We start from the raw sequence: 16,795 nt of genomic DNA, 5'->3' as shown, positions 1-16,795 counted from the left end.
TGGCAGGAGCCCATACAAAACGGGTGCGGGGCGGGGGTCGGCCACACTGTCGGCGGTGCACGAGGATCGATCGGCGTACAGCTCGAAGCGGTCGGCGTCGAGAAAGACCATCCTGGCCAGATTGCGTTCGGCTACCGGCATCTGATCCAGATCGCAGTACAGCAGACCGGCCAGCCGGTTGTAGACCAGCACGTCGATGCGATGGTTGAGAATCAGCGCCGGATAGTCCGACATGGAGTCGAGCAGCCTGCGCAGTTGCGGGCGAACCGTGCCCGGATAGCTGGTCGGCTGCGGTCTGCCACGGCGTGCTGTCCTTCACCGGCTGCGATGTCCTGCCCCCGTTCGTCGCACACAGTGCCGTCCACCTGAACGACCAGCGCTACACCGAGATCGCCGACAGCTACCGGCAACACCTCGCGACCGCGTTCACCGCCGAACCGATCCCCTACCGCTCGGAATCGGGCGGCGACTACACGGGCCTGACCTACCAGGACGGTTCAGAGCTGGTACCGGGTCGAGAACCCCACGGCACCAGCGGATTCGCACTCCACATCGCCGCCCCGAGCTGACGGTGCCGATCGTGGTGTCAGCAAATCCAGATCCCGTGTACCCGCCCATGACGGTGACGCGAAACGTAGCGCCGACCAGGAACTGGTGGCGGGATCTTCTCGACGTTTACGGCCCTCAGTTCCTGGTGAGCGTTGTTTCGGTTGCGGGAGAGGGGCATACGGTGGCGGCGCGGCCTGTGCGGTCACGAACCGCGCGGACGTTGGTGACCGGGAGAGCAGGTGGTGGGGAAATCCGGTGGTGCGGTCCGTGATCACGTGGTCACACTGCAACGGTGGTGAGGATGGAAACGGCTGGGCGGGTATCGATCCGAAGCCGGGCGATCGGGTGGAGTCTGACCTCGTGGGTGTTGTTCGCCGGTTCCGGGCCGTTGGCCGAAGCGGTGATGGTGGCGGGCTGGCCTCCGGCGGCGGTGACTTCGGCGCGGATCGTGTTGGCGGCGGGTCTGCTGGTGCCGCTCGTCGCGGTGGTGCGGCCGCGGGCGCTGCGCTTCCGCCGTGCCGATCTGTGGCCGCTGCTCGGCTACGGGATTCTCGGCGTCGCAGGTGTGCAACTGCTGTTCTTCGTTGCGGTGGAACGGGTTCCGGTCGGGGTGGCGATGGTGCTGGTCAATCTTGCACCGGCGCTGGTGGCGCTCTGGGTGCAGATAGTGCGGCGCACTCGACTGCCGGGGGCGGTGTGGCTGGGCATCGGGTCGGCCGTGGCCGGGTTGGGCCTGGTCGCGCAGATCTGGCAGGGCGACCGGTTGGACATGCTCGGTGTGGCCGCCGGGCTGGGCTCGGCGATCTGCTCGGCCGGGTACTTCCTGCTCGGCGAACACGGTGCGAGCAAGCATGACTCGATCGGGCTGACTGCGGCCGGGCTGGCCATCGGCGCAGTGGCGGTGACGGTATTCACCCCGCCCTGGACACTGCCCGCGGGATTACTCACCGCGCCGACTGTGCTGGGTGGCCTGCACACGCCGGTGTGGCTGGTGCTGCTGGTCCTGGCTCTCGCCGGGACCGTGCTGCCCTACCTGGCCGGGCTTCGTGCCCTGCGCGATCTCCCCTCGGCGTCGGCCAGCGTACTGGCCGTGGTGGAACCGCTGGTCGCCGCGGCGCTGGCCTGGCTACTGCTCGGCCAGTCACTCGGGCCGATGCAGATCGTCGGGGTGGCGATCATGCTGATCGGCGCAATGCTGGTGCAGCTGAACATGTCCGAGGCCGCTCGCGTTACCGAGAATCGAGAGTGGCAATAGTGGGTGATCGGCTCGCGAGCAGCGAGCCGATCCGCCCGAGCTCACCAGCCGGAGCCGGAACCACCCGATCCGGTGTTGGCGAGAATGGTGCCGATGATCATTTGGGCGAGCCCGGCGACAGAGCCAAGAAATTCCACGATGTCCTCCGCTATCTCCTCCGCCGATTGTCCGGCGTAGGCGTGAACCTAGCCCAGCAAACTTCTGGAAGACAGATGTTTCATAAAATTCGGTTTGGCTATGACCGGACGCGCGGTCGAGGCACAGACCCTGGCGACAGACACGGAGGTACGGGTCAGTTCGAGGTGATGAGTCCGGCGAGGAGCGTGCGCAGCGAGGTGGGGGTGCGGTCCAGGAGGCTGCTGAGAGTTGCTCCGGTGGTGGAGAATTCGCCGTTTCGGGAGGCGTGGAACATGCCCAGCAACATTGCCGCCCGGGGTGCGGGAAGGCCGTGTTCGATCAAACCGGCTACCCACTCTTCGTCGTCCATCACAACCCGGTGGATGGGACGGCCGGTGAGGTCGGTGAGGATTTCGGCAATGTCTTTGAGGTCCAGGGCATTCGGTGCGGTCAGCGGTGGAGTGGGGCCGTCGAATCGGGATTCTTCGGCGAGGATGCGGGCGGTGGCGGCGGCGAGGTCGCGGTGGGCGGTCCAGGAGACCGGCCCGTCGGCGGGGGCGGCGAGTTCGCCGGTTTCGAGGGCGCGGCCCAGCAGCAGGGGGACGGTGCTGGCGTAGAAACCGTTGCGGAGCGATGTGTAGGGGGTACCGGTTTCGGCCAGGTAGCGCTCGGTGGCGGCGTGGTCGGACATGGGGGCGAAGAACGAATCGGCCGCTGCGCCTTGATGACTCGTGTAGAGGATGCGCCCGGCGCCCGCGGCGCGGGCGGCATCGATCGCCGCGGTGTGCTGAGCGACCGCGGAACCACCGGTTTCGTTGGACGAGACGATCAGCACCTGCGTGGCGCCCTCGAATGCCGGCGCAAGGGAATCCGGGTCGGCGAAGTCGCCCTGCCGAACGCGCACACCACGTGCGGCGAGGTTTGCGGCGCGGGCGGTATCGCGAACGCTGACACCGACGCGGTCCGCCGGAATCCGCTCGAGCAACTGCTGGACTATCTGGGAGCCGAGGGTGCCCGTGGCACCGGTAACGATGATCATGATCCGCTTCTTTCAACTGTTATCACTGGAATTATCAATATGTTATCACTGATAATTCAACGATAGCAACGATGCGTTATCGTTGTTACATGTCGGACGCCAAAACAGCCGGTAGCAACAGGGACGAGACGCGCGCACAGCTCGTGGAGGTCGCGGCGCGGCTCATTCACGAGCACGGTGCGGCGGCTGTCACCACGCGCGCCGTCGCCCAGGCGGCCGGTATGCAGGCACCGACGATCTATCGGCTGTTCGGCGATAAGGACGGACTGCTCGATGCCGTCACCGAGCACGTCTTCGCCGCCTATATCGCCGGAAAGAAGCTCGCCGAGGACGACAGCGACCCGGTCGTGGCGCTGCGCGCGGGCTGGGACACGCATATCGGCTTCGGGCTGGCCAATGCGGCGCTGTTCGGGCTGATCAATGATCCGGCACGCAATCCCGGAACGTCCGCGGCCAATACCGCGGGCGCGGCGGTGCTACGCGCACGGGTGCATCGAGTGGCGGTGATCGGCCGGCTCCGAGTGCCCGAGCGCCGCGCGGCAGAACTGATTCGCGCCGCGGGCACGGGCACGGTTCTCACGCTGCTGTCCATGCCGGAGCAGGATCGGGATCCTGATCTCGCGGACGCCATGTTCGACGCGGTGATGCGGTCGATCCTCACCGATGCGCCCGCCCTGGCCCAGGACAGTCCGCTGGCGGCCGCGGTCGCCTTCCGCACGGTGGTGCCGGAACTGCCGATGCTCACCGCGACCGAACGCGCGCTGATGTCGGAATGGCTGGACCGGGCTACCACTCCGCAGCAGGGTGGCCGACCGGCCTGAGGCCGGCGACAAACGCGGCCGCCGCCCGATGCGAGCACACCCGGACGCATTCGATGTGCCGATACGCGCGGCGGCGCATGACCCAATCACGCAGCACGGCTGCGATATCGAGCATTGGCGGCACCCACCCGGGCACGCTAGCCTCGTGCGCATGGGGCTGGCTGTGGCAACGCACGTACTCGCTGATGCGCTGAAGGACGGTGACGACCCCGAGCACCTCGAATATCTGCGCGAACAGTTCGCTGCGATCAATGATCTGCTTGCCGGGGAAGGACTTCCGGCACACACCGAGTCGGAGGTGCGTGGGGCCGCGAGCATGCGGAGTCGGCTGGGCGGTGTTCCCTACAGCTTCGTGCACTATCTGCGGCGCGCGTATGCGCGGGCGCATGAGAAGCCCGATGAGGCGCTGACACCGGTCGCCGCCGACGAGAATCCCGCCGACGATCCGGCGGTCGATCAGCTCACCTATATGTTCGAGTCGCATCTGCTCTGCCACTCGGACTGCGAAGGCTATTACGTACCGGTCGATTTCACGGAAGTTCTCTTCCCTGAAGATGATTCGGGTCTACCCGGAGGCATGGTCGGATCGAGCAATGCACTGCTGCGTGAACTCGTCTATGTCGCACCGTATCTCGGGATCACACTCGTCGACGGCGAGTTGTCCCAGACCGAAATCGATCGGCTGTGTGAAGAATTCGATGACGACAGCCCGCTGTACCGCGAGAAGGAGACGTGGCTGCTCCTCTTCGAGGCAGCCCGCGTCTCCATCGAGAACCGCACCGTCATCACCTTCTGCTGAGTACGCGGCGATCAGCGCGGACTGAGCCGGATCAGCGGGTACTGCCGATCGGTACCGTGCGGTAGCGCTGGTTCCCACCGTCCTGGACCGAACCGCCTCACCGGGCGCGGTCGCGCTGATAGGTCCGGCACTGGTGATCGACCATATCGGCGAAGGCGCGCGCCAACGGAGTGAGCGCTTCCCAGCGGCGGACCGCCCACCCGACCGGCAGCGGCGGGATGTACGGCAGCGGCAGGAATCGCAGCGGGGTCGTCGATGCTCCGGCGGCATACGGGAGATCGGGCACCACGGCGTGCCCGACACCGAGTTCGGCGAGCAGCACGGCGGTATTCCAGTCGGTGACACCGGTTTCCGAGGTGAGCCGGACGCCCAGCCGAGTCAGCGCGGCATCGAGGTGGATTCGGGACGCGGAATTGTCGGGCAGCCGTATGTGGCGGATATCGGCGAGATCGGCGGGCATGATCGAACATCGGCCGGCGAGCGGATCGTCCTCGCGAACGGCCAGCACCCAGGGCAGCTCCATGACGGGCCGCTGTTCGATGCCGTGCACCGATCCGTGAATCGTCACCCAGGCCAGATCGACCGCGCCCTCGGTGAGCCAATCGAAACAGCTGCGGCTGGAGATTATCGTGCGAAAATCCAGTGTCGCCCGCGGAAAGCGCTGCCGGAAATCGATGATCGCATCCGACATGAAGTGCCGGATCGTCGTCGCACCCGTGGTGACCCGTACCGATCCGGCCTCACCGCGGGCGGATTCGCCGAGCTGCCGCAGGGCCGAATCCAGTCCGGCGATCCCGTCGCTGGCCGCCGCTTGCAGCACCAGCCCCTCCGGCGTGGGCGTCACGCCGTGCAGTCCTCGTTCCAAAAGCCTTACGCCGGTAGCCTGTTCGAGCCGCTTCACATGCTGACTCACCGCGGATTGGGAGCAGGACAGCTCGCGCGCGACCGCGCTGAGGCTGCCCGCCTGGCAGACGGCCACGAACACCCGCAGATCATCGAAGGTCATGCGCACATCTGCCACCGTAGAGCCCGCCCCTCCCAAGCCCGATCTTGGGGAATCCCAAGCCAACCCGAGGATTGACCCGCGCACCGCACGTCGCCGATGATCGATGCGGGCCCAGGGCGGCAACCCGCCCCCTCTCCCCGGCGTCCGGACGTCGGTGGAAGTCGGGACGGGTGCCGACCCGCCACCATGAGAAGACCTGCGCCCGTGCGCAATCGACACTTCGAACGGAGTCGAAATGACTGCTGGACCCACCCCGTCGGTGCACGTTCGAGCCATGATCACCTGGCTGGCCATCTTCCCGATGGTCGCCGTGGGCATGACGCTCATGGCGCCGTTCAGCACGACCTGGCCGCCGGTGCTGCGGGCACTCGTGCTCACCGCGGTCGTCGTTCCCAGCGCGGTGTACCTGGTGGTGCCCCGCCTATTGGCAGCACACCACCGGATCACCCACCGAACCACCGGCCGGAAGCGCCTGGATCAGAGCCACCCCGAATGCCGGGCGCGATCCATCGCGCCCAGTCGCGAATTGGCGTCCACCTTCGAATAGATGCCGTGCAGATGAGTTTTCACCGTATTGATGGACACCCCCGGGTCGGCGGCGATCTGCGGTGCGGTGCGACCGGACGGCAGCTGCTCCAACACCACCATCTCGGTATCGGTGAGCGGCGGATTCGAGGCCCGCTGCCGGGAATTGGGGTGCCGGCGAATCAGCTCGGCGAAGGCGTCGTAGTTGCCGAATCGGCCCGCATACGTATCGAGCAGATCGACGGCGTGCGGAATATCGAAGAAGGGGCGCAGAATTCGCTCCGGCGCAGCGGTTCGCAGCGCTTTCTCGATACTGCTGTGCACCTTTGCCGGCGTACTCGAATCCTGCTGCGACAGGGCATTCAGCAACCATCCGGTAATCGCGGTGACGGGGTGCAGGCTGTCCGCGGTCGCGAGCAGCGGATCCAGCAGCGCCCGTGCGGTGATCGGCCGACCGGCGGCCTGCGCCAGGGCGGCCCGGGCCACCGTGATCTCCGGGGTGTCGCCTATGGCGGCGCGCGCCCGCTCGACCAATAGCAGCGCGCCGTGCGGCTCGTGTACCCGCAGCATCACCCAAACCGCGTGCGGGATCAGGCCGCTGCTGGTCACCGGCGCCGGATGTTTGACCAGCAGTTCGAGCAGACCGTGCCGCACGGCCTCGGCCGCGGCGCCCTTGTCGGCGGCGCGCTCGAACTGCAGCAGCAGCCCGACCACCTGCGCATGGCAGCCGCCGACCGGGCCGATCGAACCGTCCCGGCGGGCGTGGCCGGCCAGCGCGGCGCCGATGTAGTCCGGATTCGGTTCCTCGCCATGCAGATACGCGCCCAGCGCTGCCAACGTCATGGCCTGCGTGGTGTCGGCGCTCAGCGGTACGTCGTGCGCGGTGGCAATGGCGAGACTGCGTTCGGCCCGCTCCCGCATGGTGGTGACCGCGCCGACCACACCGGCCGCCAGGGCCAGCCGGGTCACCGCGTGAATGGCCAGGCGCGGTCGCCCGGCATGCTCGGCCAGCGCCAGACCGGATTTCAGCAACTGCTCGCCGCGCTCCACCTCACCGCGAGCGACCAGCGCGGTCGCGGTCTGGATGGCCGCATAGCAGTCGATATCCGCCTGGCCGGTGGAGGGAATCGATTCGGGAATCTCGAAGTCGCCCAGGCCGATACCACCCGATACCGCGATATCGGCGGTGATGGCCAGGGTGAGTGAATCGAGCCAGCAGACGGGCACGAAGGATTCGCACTGCTCACCGCGGGCCCGGGCGACCGCGAGATAGGCCGGCGCATCGGCGGTATCGCCGTCGGACAGCGCGGTCACCACCCGCAGCAGCCACAGGAACGGATCGTCCGCGAGCGCGGGCTGGGAGCGCTGCAGCTGTCCGAAAAGGTCGGCGCCGTCACCGTCGAGCACCATGGCCATACCCGCGTCCGACAGGAACTCGGTCAGCGCGCCGCGATCGGGCACCTCGAGCAGCTGATGCAGCGCCTGCGACCGCATGCCCATGTCCCGGAACCAGTCGGCAGCCCGAATATGCAGCTCCGAGCGGTTCTCCCGGCCCAGCCGATACGCCTCGGCGCGAAAGTGGCAGCGCAGGATCGGGTGATATTCGAACCACTGCTCGCCATCGCTCAGCGTGCTGGTGAGCGGGAATTCCAGGCGCCCGAGCTCGTGCATCGCATGCTCGGCGCCGTCGCCGACCAGTGCGTCGGCCAGCGATTCGGTGAAGGTGTCGAGAATGCTGGTGTAGGTCAGGAACATTCGCAGATGCACCGGAAGATCGGTGATGAATTCATCGGCCAGATAATCGGATACGGCATGCGGTGCGCGGGCCAGCGCGGTGAGCGCGGCGCCCTGCTCGTCCGGATGGTCGGCGAGCTGACTGGCGACGATCCGGACCAGCGCGGGCCAGCCCTCGGTCAGCTCCTGCACGATCGCGAGTTCGGCATCGGTGAGACGGCAGCCGTGCTGCCCGCACAGCTCGGCGATCTGGCCGGTGGTCAGGGTGAGATCGTCGAAGCCGAGCCGGGTCAGGCCGCCGCGCAGATCGAGCGAATGCCAGCGCAGCGGCGGCGCGACCCGGCCGGAGATGATCGTGGTCACGGTCAGCGGCGAATTCTGCAGGAAGTGTTCGAGTCCCGCGAGCACCCGCGCATCGGTGAGCAGATGCGCATCGTCGATCACCAGCACCGTCGGGGCGGCATGACTGGCCAGCGCCGCGCCCAGTGCGACGGCATCGGAGATCTGCGTGCCGGGCATCATGCGGCGCGGCGCGTCGGTGCGAGTGACGCCGAGCGCGTGGCGCAGCGCGGCCCAGAAGGCGGTGCCCTCGTTCATCTCATCGGTGACCGTGCACCAGGCGACACCGGTGCGGGGATACTGGCCGCCGTCGCGGTGCTCGAGCCAGTCCGCCAGCAGTACGGACTTGCCGCTACCGGCGGGCGCGCAAATCAGCAGCACACTCGTATTGGCCGTATCCACAGCACTATCGAGACGTTTCTCCAGAGTCGGCCGGGAAATTGTTGGAAATGCCGGAATCGGAACGCCAGACGGCCGAACCAACGGAATTGTCACCGTGCCTCCTGCACCGAGAGCCGATACTTCGCCAACGCAGCTGCATGGGCGAATTTACCGGATGGGAGTGCTATGACAGTGAATCCGTTTGATCTTGGTGTGTCCATGTCCGTCAAATACTGCACGCCCGGGTCACCCGAAATGGGTGATGCCGCTTACACACGCCGAGGCCATGTTTCGGGCAAGGGCGAAATAATCGGGAATCACAGGGCGGCGGCCATTCTGGTGCCGACCATCGGGAGCGTTGTCCTCGGCAAGGCATCGAGGCGCGCTGAGAGCGGTTACGAGGACACGCTGGCGGGGGTGCGCGAAATGCGGCCGCCCAGGCGCTCGTTGACGACAAACCCGTGCTGCCGGCACCAGGCCGCGAGCCGGGGAACGGCCGAATCGTCATCGCGGTAGGTGGGGACCAGCTGGCCGACGATGTACAGGTGATGGGCGTCGGCGGCGCGGCACAGGTGCTGTAGCGTCGCGGTGCCCAGGCCGGTGCCGCGCAGTTCGGGATTGACCGTGATGTTGTCGAGTTTGATGGTGTCGGCGTACACGTCGAACACCACGTCGACGAGATGGTCACTGCGGCGCAGGGTTTCGATATCCGACGGCAGGGGGCGCAGTACGCCGGGCAGGTGGTCGGCCAGTCGTGTTCTCGCGCCGTCGTCGGGGGCGGCGCGGGTCACGGCGAGCAGCTGCTCGGTGAGATCCGAGACGGCGATCCGGTCGCCGAGCGCGGCCAGGGGACGCGCATCCGCGCTGTTGTCGGTGATCACCCGCAGTTGCCGGACCCAGTGCGGTGCGGTCGGCTCGTACTCGGCGGTGAGCTCGGCGAGGGTGGATTCCAGACCGACCACGGCATCACGGCTGCGCAGATAGCCGCCGGACAGCACGCCCCAGCGGCGATCGTCCGCACCCACGCCGTGCTGGGCCAGCTCGCGCAGCAGCACATCGCGGCGACCCGACGCATTGGCGATCGGCGCACCCGGTAACCGGTGCAACCAGCGCCGCCACCCGCCGAGATTGGCGCGAATGCGGCTGGCCGCGACATCACCACTGGCCGCCAGGTAGTTGCACAGAGCTTGCTGACGTCTGTCCAGTAGCTCCTGCGCATGATCGAACCCCGGCGGATCGGGTAGCGAATTGCCGTCACTCATAGCAACCAAGCTAGCGTTCAGTGCACTACTAGCAGGCAACCGGCACGCTCGTGATTTTCCACACCGGGTGGTAGCGGCCCTCGCGACGTCAGCGCGGCGGGGTTTGCTGATAGTTCCAGACCGGATTCGGGGGCGGCCGATAATCCGACAGCGCCGCGACCCGATCGATCAGATCGCGCTCGAACCGACGAGCCTGCGGACGAGTCATCCGCATCGAATACCGAAGACCGGCACGGGCTTTCCGCCGACTGCGGCGGGTAAGCAGCTGCGCCAGCTGAGGTTCCGCACCCAGGGTGCGGGCGATCGGCTGAGAAATGGTGGCGCGCAGCCATTTCCGTTCGGTGCCCAGCACCCAGCGGTAGGCCAGGCCGAAGATGATGAGATCGACCACGACCGGCAGCGCCAGCACCACCAGGGCGGGACCGTGCGACCGCGGCGCGTCGAAGATGGCGTGCATGGCCACGGCCAGGCCGTAGAAGAGCGCGAAAACACCCACCCTCCAGCCCCAGGACCGATCGGTCCGGATGAGCAGCAGCACCACGCCGACACCGGCGAGCGCCGACATCGCCCAGTGCGAGGTCAAGGCGGTGAGCAGCCGCAGCACCGCCACGATGAGGACATCGGCCACCGGCTCCTGCGGTGCGGCCAGCGCGGTCTGCGCGCTGTAGAGCACGTCCTCGGCGATCTGCGCGCCCAGACCCACGAAGCCGCCGATCAGCAGACCGTGTATCGGACGAGTCAGCAGCGGGCGGAACAGCACCGCGACCACCGCGATACCGATGACCTTGATGAACTCCTCGTCGATGGGCGCGGCGATGGCCGACTGCCAGCTGATCGCGAACCGGTCCCCCGCCAGATTCGCGATCACCGTGGTGACATTGTCATTGGCCCACAACGCCATCCCTGGCCAGACGGTGACACCCCAGAGGAAACCCATGACGATCGGGGCGACCAGCCTGCGACGAGCCCGAAACGGGTCCAGCGCGAACAGGATCGCCCCGAAAACGAACAGTGTCAGCGCGGTGATCGGCAATGCCGCCAATGCCGGTGTGCCGCCGAACCAGAACAGGCCCGCCGCCTGGAGCACGAACCACACCGGCCCGAGAACCACCGCACAGCAGTACACCCAGAACAGGGCCGAGCGCGGCTGGAACCACCTCATGCCTGCACCGCCCTGCTCGATTCGAGGACGGCCTGGATGAGCGCGCGACCCGCTTCGGGGGTCGAACCGCTGACGGTGATCGTCACCCCGACACCACCGCTGTCGGCCACCGCGCACACCCCGCCCGTCACCTTGGGCAGCACACACAGCAGTCCGTGAAAGGAACCCGCATCGACGGTGCCGCCGTCGAAATGCGCTTTCGGATCACTCGCGCGGATCGGCAGCAGCATCCGCGGGCCCGCGGTATCGAAGTCGGTGATGCCGTAGACCGCGGAGAGGCCGAGCCGCGTCTCACCGTCCTCGGAGCGGAACAGCGCCCTGGACTCGTCGCCGGTGGCAATGCGGCGCATGGCCTGTGGGACCGCGAAGGTGACCGCATTGTTCGGATCCGCGTTCGCGTCCAGCGAGCCGAATCCGGTGGCGGTCAGCGTGATGTGGGTGCCGGCGGCGACATCGGTTTCCCGGGTCGGCACCACGGCGTTCAGTACCGCGGGCACCACCGCGATCGCGGCCAGCGCACCGACAGTCGCCAGCGCGGGCAGCACCGAATGAACAAGACGCACCATCAGTTCCAGCCTCCCGGTCCGTGCGGTACGCCGACCACAGCGGCACGCGCCCGAATGGGATCGGTGGCCGGGCACTTACGATTGTCGCGAGTTAACCACATGCCGGCGCAACGACCGTGGATGCACGCCGGTGCCCACCCATGGATTCGGCTCCCGGAGCAGTTCTCCGAGAGCCGAATTCGCACCGCGTACCGTGCTGTTGCCAGAACAGATTCGCGTGCTGTGGCTAGAACAGATTCGCCAGCCCCGACAGCGGGCCCGGCAGGCCGGCCACATGGTTCTTCACTCCGGTCAGCACCGGATTGGGGGTCGCGGCCCGGAGCCGGTCGAGTTCGGTCTGCATGGTCGAGAGGGTCTCCTCGTAGCAGCCCTCGACCAGATCCGTATCCTCCGGATCACCCGGCTGCGTCGACCAATCCAGCGCGGGCAGGAAGCTCACGTCCACATGCGAGGGCAGCGGGATCTGCGGCAGAATCGGCGCCACTCCGAAGGGCAGGCCGACGGTGTACGGAAACACCTTGGCGCGCACCAGCTTGTCCAGCCCGAGCAGTTTGGCGGTGCGCTCACCGCGACTCAGAACGAAGATCGAATCGTGGCCGCCGTTGGCGACCGCCGGGATCACCGGCACGCCCATTTTGAGCGCCAGCCGAATGAAGCCCTTGCGGCCGGCGAAATCCACCTTGCCGCGATCGGTCCAGGGGCGGCACGCCTCCCAGTCCCCGCCCGGATAGACCATGACCGCGCCGCCGTCCTTGAGCCCGTTCGTGGCCGCCTCCTGCGAAGCCGGAATCACACCGAACGTGCGCAGCGTGTCACCGAGACCCGGTGCGCGCAAAAGGATTTCATGCGCCACACCGTAGGTGGGCTCATTCGGGCGGCGGTCCAGGGCCGCCATGAAGGTGATCCACACCTCGGGCGCCCAGTAGATCGACGAGTGATTGCCGATCACGAGCGCCGGTCCGGATGCCGGCAGATTCTCGATGCCCGTCACCTTCGGCGTGAAGTAACTGGTGTAGGCCCGGGCCACCGGAAGCAGCGGGTGGTTCGGGTCGGGAAGTACCGTCGTATTACTCATGGGTGTGTTCCTGTCGTATTGCCTTGCCGGAGACGGGCGGCACGCGACTACACACTGACGCTGATCGAGCGACGTCGAACCGAATTCAATTGCCCCCGGCCCACATCCCCATTGATAGTCCCGACGGTCGCGTAGAGCGATCCAGTTTGGCAGTGCGTGTGCGTCGCAACGTTGCGACCTGTGCCCGTCACCGTCCTCCTGCCCTTTCGAGGTTATCAACCCAAGCAATTGCTTGTTAGGAAGTGTGCGAAACCCAACATCCCCGGCGTGATTCCAGCGAAGGTGGGTACCTCGACCCTAAGATGCACATTCGCTCCGACTCTTTGCGTCGTGGCGATGATCTTGTGTTGCAATGCAACTGGGCGCATACGCACCTGACGTAAGGAGCTCCCCCGGGTTGACAGGACCGCAAGACATAGTCAGATGCGCATATCCGTGTAGACGAATATCGGAAGGGTCCGGATGTCCCGGGCCCCTCCGATGGATGCGGTCGCGTTCCTCGATTCAGTTCGTGCCGCGGCGGCGGTAGAGCGCGCCGGCCGCCAGGTAACCCACCAGACCGATTCCGGCACACCAGATTACGGCTGTCAGGGCATTGTCACCGATCGGTGTGCCCATGAGCAGGCCGCGGACGGTTTCGGTGACGGAGGTGACGGGCTGATGTTCGGCGAAACCGCGCAGCCAGGTCGGCAGGGTGTGCACCGGCACGAAAGCGCTACTGACGTAAGGCAGGAACATGAAGCTGAAGGTGAATCCATTGGCCGCCTCCGGATTCGGCGCGAGCAGGCCCAGTGCGGCCGCCAGCCACGACAGCGCCAGAATGTACAGCGCGAGCACTCCGAGCACGGCGAGCCAGCGCATCGGGTCGCCGGTGGGCCGGAAGCCCAGGGCCACCGCGACCACGATCACCAGACCGGTGGTGATCAGATTGCGCAGTACGCTTTCGATCACGTGCCCGGTGAGCATCGAGGAGCGCGAGACCGCCATGGTGCGAAACCGATCGACAATGCCATTGTGCATATCGGTGGAGACGCCGACCGCGGTGGACGCGGAGCCGAAACCCGCGCACAGCAGGATGATTCCGGGCACCACATAGTCGATGTACGCGCCGCTGACATTGATCGCGCCGCCGAAGACGTAGACGAACATCAGCAGGATCATCAGCGGGATCAAGAAGGTCATGATCATGGTGTCCGGACTGCGGAGCGTATGCCGGAGATTGCGGCCGACCATGGTGGTCGAATCCTGGGCCGCGCGAACCAGAGTGCTCACAGCTGTGCGCCTTTCGAGGAATTGCCGGTCAGCGCGAAGAAGACATCGTCGAGATCCGGTGTGTGAATGGCCAATTGACCGATGGTGAGATCGTGATCGTCGAAACGATCGAGCAGCCTGCGGATATCACCGACACTGCCGTCCGAGGGCACCGCCAGCACCAGCTGTTCGGCATCGATCTCCGCGGCGGGCACCGCTCGCGCGGCCGCCGCCAGACCCTGCTCGTCGGCGAAGCTCAGGCGGATGTGACCGCCGGGAGCGAGCCGCTTCAATTCATCGGCGGTGCCCTCGGCCACGATCCGGCCGTCGTCGAGCACCGCGATGCGGTCCGCGAGCTGATCGGCCTCATCCAGGTACTGGGTGGTGAGCAGAATGGTCACACCGTCGCTGACCAGACCGCGGATGACCGACCACAGCTCGCGGCGGCTGCGCGGATCGAGGCCGGTGGTCGGCTCGTCGAGGAAGACGATGGCCGGCTCGCCCATCAGGCTCATAGCCAGATCGAGCCGGCGCACCATACCGCCGGAGTAGGAGCCGGTGCGCTTGGGCGCGGCTTCGACCAGATCGAACTGCTTGAGCAATCGTGTTGTGCGCTTTGCGGTTTCGGCCGCCCCGAGATGCAGCAGCCGGCCCACGAGTCGCAGGTTCTCCTCCCCCGTCAGGATCGGATCGACCGCGGACGACTGCCCCGTCACCCCGATGATCGCGCGCACCGCATCGGGCTCGCGCACCGGATCGTGGCCGCCGACCCGGATCTCGCCGCCGTCGGGCCTGCCCAGGGTGGCGAGAATTCGGACTATGGTGGTCTTACCCGCGCCGTTCGGCCCGAGCAGCGAAAAGACTGTTCCGGCAGGAACTTTCAGATCGACGCCGCGCAGCACCGGGTGCTGCCCGAAGGATTTGGTCAGCCCGGACACTTCGATGGCGGGCCGGAGGCTGGTGGATGTCATGGGGTCCCCGATCAGAAACTGTTTATGTCGTACACTCTGTTTATAGGCTACACAGTTTCTTGGATGACGCAAGATGTGTGGAGACAACGAAGACAGGAGGTCGCATGGAGACGCCCGAGGAGCAGGCCCTGCCCAAATTGGTCAGACTGCTGTGGGACCTCGACGATCCCGGCAGCCGCGGCCCGAAACGCGGTATGAGCCTGGACGAGATCCTCGAGGCCGCGATCGCCGTTGCCGATGCCGAAGGCTACGCCGCACTCTCGATGAGCCGCGTCGCCAAACAACTCGGCTTCACCACCATGTCCCTCTACCGCTACGTGGACAGCAAGGAGACACTCGTCGAGCTCCTGCTCGACCGCCTCGTCGGCGCACCCCCCGCGCTACCGGCCGATGCCGGCTGGCGCGCCGGGCTCGAAGCCTGGGCCTGGGGCGAGTTCCGTGCCATCCGCGTCCACCCCTGGTGGCTCGACATCCCGATCAGCGCTCCCCCACTGGGCCCGAAGAATATGGACTGGCTCGAAGCCGGCCTCACCGCAATGGCCGACGCCCCCCTCCCCGAGCCCGTCAAATTGCAAATGGTGACGAACCTTTCGCTGTACGTCATCGGCCGCGCCCGCTTCCTCAAGGACACCGTCCAACGATCCGAAGGCGACACCGACTACGCCGCCATCCTCGCCCAGGTCCTCGACCCCACCCGCTACCCCGCCATCACCAGCGCCCTCTCCCACCGAGCCTTCGACGATGACGACATGCACTGGGAAGAAGCCGATTTCCGCTTCTCCCTGGACCGCCTCCTAGACGGCTACGAACACTTCATCACCAGATACACATCCACAAGCCCCTGATCCGAGGCTCATTCGCACTCCGCGACACGACACGAACTCGACTCGGATCCGCGACTCGCCGAGGCAGCGGCGATACCCTGATCGCATCTCCGCGCTTGCCCGTCACAAGCCGAAAGCGCGCCGTACCGTGAGGATATGACCGCCGTGCATGAGTCACTCATGACGATCGAGGAGTTCGAGGAACTCGCCCGGGCGGCCGATCGTATTGCGGAGGGTGTGCGGCTCGAGTTCGTCAACGGGAAGCTGGGGGCCAAGGCAGTGCCGGACGGGGACCACAGTCGAATCATCCAGTGGCTGATCCGCATCTTCCTCACCGCTCGCCCCGACCTGTTCCTGACACCGGTGCAGGGCCTCCAGAAATGCCGGGGGGCATCCGCTTCGTATCGGGCGTCAACGATATTGCGCGCCCAGCGCGCCCGCCATGCGAAGTACGGGTCGGAATCCGCCGAGACGGTCAGGGTTCGGATCCAAGCCGGAGAGCGCAGGACTGCCAGCAGGCGGTCCAGTACGGCTTCACGCTCATCGTTCGCCCAGTCGAGACAGGCCGAAGCACCGGTGCGGAGGTCCTCGACGAGAGCGGTCAGGTCCGCATAGCGGTCCGATGTCGGTGTCATCCAACTGGTTTCGGCGGCGACGAGCGCGAGGGTACGCTTCGCATCCGGGTACCGGTCGATGACGGTGCCGTAATCGTCGTGCCTGGCCATCTGCAGCAGGAGGCCGATTGCCTGATCGCGGACCTGATCATCGCGATCGTCCTCGGTCAGAGCAGCCGCCAGCCCGGTGACCTGCGCGATATGCAGGGCATAGTCGTTGCGTCCGGGACTGGAGAAAACCCCTGCATTCCGCAGGAGCCAGTGGCGCGCAACGGGATCCGATGCATCGGCCAGCCCCTGAAGAACATACTGGCGCCCACTCGATTTCGTGTGCTGAGCCAACCAGACAAGATCCGGCGCCGTACCGGGGATAGCGCCCAGTGCCGCAACAGCACCGCGGACAAAGCAAGAAGCCACGCCGATCGTGCGCAGTAATGGGATGTCTTCCGGCGTTCCAGCCTCCGCGAGTAACGACAGACCAGCCAGAACAGGTCTGCGGTCACTG

General features: G+C 66.4%; 17 protein-coding genes and 1 pseudogene. 8 read left to right on the top strand and 10 right to left on the bottom strand.

Features of this window, described 5'->3' with window-relative positions:
* Window positions 1–42: 42 nt before the first annotated feature.
* Window positions 43–255: pseudogene (locus OG716_RS02495) on the bottom strand (XRE family transcriptional regulator); the annotation flags it as partial.
* Between the two features lie 50 nt (window positions 256–305).
* On the opposite strand from OG716_RS02495, the gene OG716_RS02490 reads away from it, so the two are divergent.
* Together OG716_RS02490 and OG716_RS02485 are read left to right on the top strand one after the other, a co-directional pair.
* Window positions 306–569, top strand: coding sequence for a hypothetical protein (locus OG716_RS02490; protein ID WP_405136072.1), 264 nt, complete (start codon window positions 306–308; stop codon window positions 567–569).
* Window positions 570–850: 281 nt separating this feature from the next.
* On the top strand, window positions 851–1,804 hold the full coding sequence (locus OG716_RS02485) for an EamA family transporter (protein ID WP_405136071.1): 954 nt from the start codon (window positions 851–853) through the stop codon (window positions 1,802–1,804).
* A gap of 292 nt (window positions 1,805–2,096) precedes the next feature.
* Here the strand turns inward: OG716_RS02485 and OG716_RS02480 are convergent, their stop codons facing one another.
* Window positions 2,097–2,960, bottom strand: a complete 864-nt coding sequence (locus tag OG716_RS02480) for an NAD(P)H-binding protein (protein WP_405136070.1) — start codon at window positions 2,958–2,960, stop codon at window positions 2,097–2,099.
* An 89-nt stretch (window positions 2,961–3,049) separates the two neighbouring features.
* On the opposite strand from OG716_RS02480, the gene OG716_RS02475 reads away from it, so the two are divergent.
* Window positions 3,050–3,781 carry a TetR/AcrR family transcriptional regulator gene (locus tag OG716_RS02475; protein ID WP_405136069.1) on the top strand — a complete coding sequence of 244 codons (732 nt, stop codon included), beginning with the start codon at window positions 3,050–3,052 and terminating at the stop codon, window positions 3,779–3,781.
* Between the two features lie 151 nt (window positions 3,782–3,932).
* Complete coding sequence (locus OG716_RS02470) at window positions 3,933–4,580, top strand: hypothetical protein (protein WP_405136068.1); 648 nt, start codon at window positions 3,933–3,935, stop codon at window positions 4,578–4,580.
* A gap of 97 nt (window positions 4,581–4,677) precedes the next feature.
* On the opposite strand, the gene OG716_RS02465 is transcribed toward OG716_RS02470, so the two are convergent.
* Window positions 4,678–5,586, bottom strand: coding sequence for a LysR family transcriptional regulator (locus tag OG716_RS02465; protein ID WP_405139475.1), 909 nt, complete (start codon window positions 5,584–5,586; stop codon window positions 4,678–4,680).
* A gap of 235 nt (window positions 5,587–5,821) precedes the next feature.
* Here OG716_RS02465 and OG716_RS02460 point away from each other — a divergent pair, with 235 nt between their 5' ends.
* Window positions 5,822–6,133, top strand: a complete 312-nt coding sequence (locus OG716_RS02460) for a hypothetical protein (protein ID WP_405136067.1) — start codon at window positions 5,822–5,824, stop codon at window positions 6,131–6,133.
* Here the strand turns inward: OG716_RS02460 and OG716_RS02455 are convergent.
* The 7 genes from OG716_RS02455 to OG716_RS02425 all read right to left on the bottom strand — a co-directional run bounded on the left by OG716_RS02455 (window position 6,064) and on the right by OG716_RS02425 (window position 14,852).
* The gene (locus OG716_RS02455; RefSeq protein ID WP_405136066.1) at window positions 6,064–8,586 is read right to left on the bottom strand and encodes an AAA family ATPase; all 2,523 of its coding nucleotides are present in this window, start codon (window positions 8,584–8,586) and stop codon (window positions 6,064–6,066) included. The genes OG716_RS02460 and OG716_RS02455 overlap by 70 nt on opposite strands.
* Before the next feature lie 374 nt (window positions 8,587–8,960).
* The gene (locus tag OG716_RS02450) at window positions 8,961–9,827 is read right to left on the bottom strand and encodes a hypothetical protein (RefSeq protein WP_405136065.1); all 867 of its coding nucleotides are present in this window, start codon (window positions 9,825–9,827) and stop codon (window positions 8,961–8,963) included.
* 88 nt (window positions 9,828–9,915) lie between these two features.
* Window positions 9,916–10,989, bottom strand: a complete 1,074-nt coding sequence (locus OG716_RS02445) for a PrsW family intramembrane metalloprotease (RefSeq protein ID WP_405136064.1) — start codon at window positions 10,987–10,989, stop codon at window positions 9,916–9,918.
* The gene (locus tag OG716_RS02440) at window positions 10,986–11,555 is read right to left on the bottom strand and encodes a hypothetical protein (protein ID WP_405136063.1); all 570 of its coding nucleotides are present in this window, start codon (window positions 11,553–11,555) and stop codon (window positions 10,986–10,988) included. The genes OG716_RS02445 and OG716_RS02440 overlap by 4 nt, the downstream gene beginning before the upstream one ends.
* Before the next feature lie 226 nt (window positions 11,556–11,781).
* Window positions 11,782–12,630, bottom strand: coding sequence for a lysophospholipid acyltransferase family protein (locus OG716_RS02435; protein WP_405136062.1), 849 nt, complete (start codon window positions 12,628–12,630; stop codon window positions 11,782–11,784).
* Between the two features lie 504 nt (window positions 12,631–13,134).
* The gene (locus tag OG716_RS02430; RefSeq protein ID WP_405139473.1) at window positions 13,135–13,863 is read right to left on the bottom strand and encodes an ABC transporter permease; all 729 of its coding nucleotides are present in this window, start codon (window positions 13,861–13,863) and stop codon (window positions 13,135–13,137) included.
* A gap of 35 nt (window positions 13,864–13,898) precedes the next feature.
* Window positions 13,899–14,852 (bottom strand): ATP-binding cassette domain-containing protein, encoded by a 954-nt coding sequence (locus tag OG716_RS02425; protein ID WP_405136061.1) that lies wholly within the window; start codon window positions 14,850–14,852, stop codon window positions 13,899–13,901.
* Between the two features lie 104 nt (window positions 14,853–14,956).
* Here OG716_RS02425 and OG716_RS02420 point away from each other — a divergent pair, with 104 nt between their 5' ends.
* The 3 genes from OG716_RS02420 to OG716_RS02410 all read left to right on the top strand — a co-directional run bounded on the left by OG716_RS02420 (window position 14,957) and on the right by OG716_RS02410 (window position 16,725).
* A complete protein-coding gene (locus OG716_RS02420) occupies window positions 14,957–15,697 on the top strand; it encodes a TetR/AcrR family transcriptional regulator (protein ID WP_405136060.1) in 741 nt (246 codons plus the stop codon).
* 159 nt (window positions 15,698–15,856) lie between these two features.
* Complete coding sequence (locus OG716_RS02415) at window positions 15,857–16,291, top strand: hypothetical protein (RefSeq protein WP_405136059.1); 435 nt, start codon at window positions 15,857–15,859, stop codon at window positions 16,289–16,291.
* A gap of 98 nt (window positions 16,292–16,389) precedes the next feature.
* Window positions 16,390–16,725: a hypothetical protein gene (locus OG716_RS02410; protein ID WP_405136058.1), complete on the top strand. Its 336-nt coding sequence runs from the start codon at window positions 16,390–16,392 to the stop codon at window positions 16,723–16,725.
* Window positions 16,726–16,795 lie beyond the last annotated feature (70 nt).

The organism is Nocardia sp. NBC_01388 (genome assembly GCF_045040085.1).
Lineage (GTDB): Bacteria > Actinomycetota > Actinomycetes > Mycobacteriales > Mycobacteriaceae > Nocardia.
The sequence above is the reverse complement of the archived record's forward strand: the minus strand, read 5'-3'. Positions and strand labels throughout refer to the sequence as shown.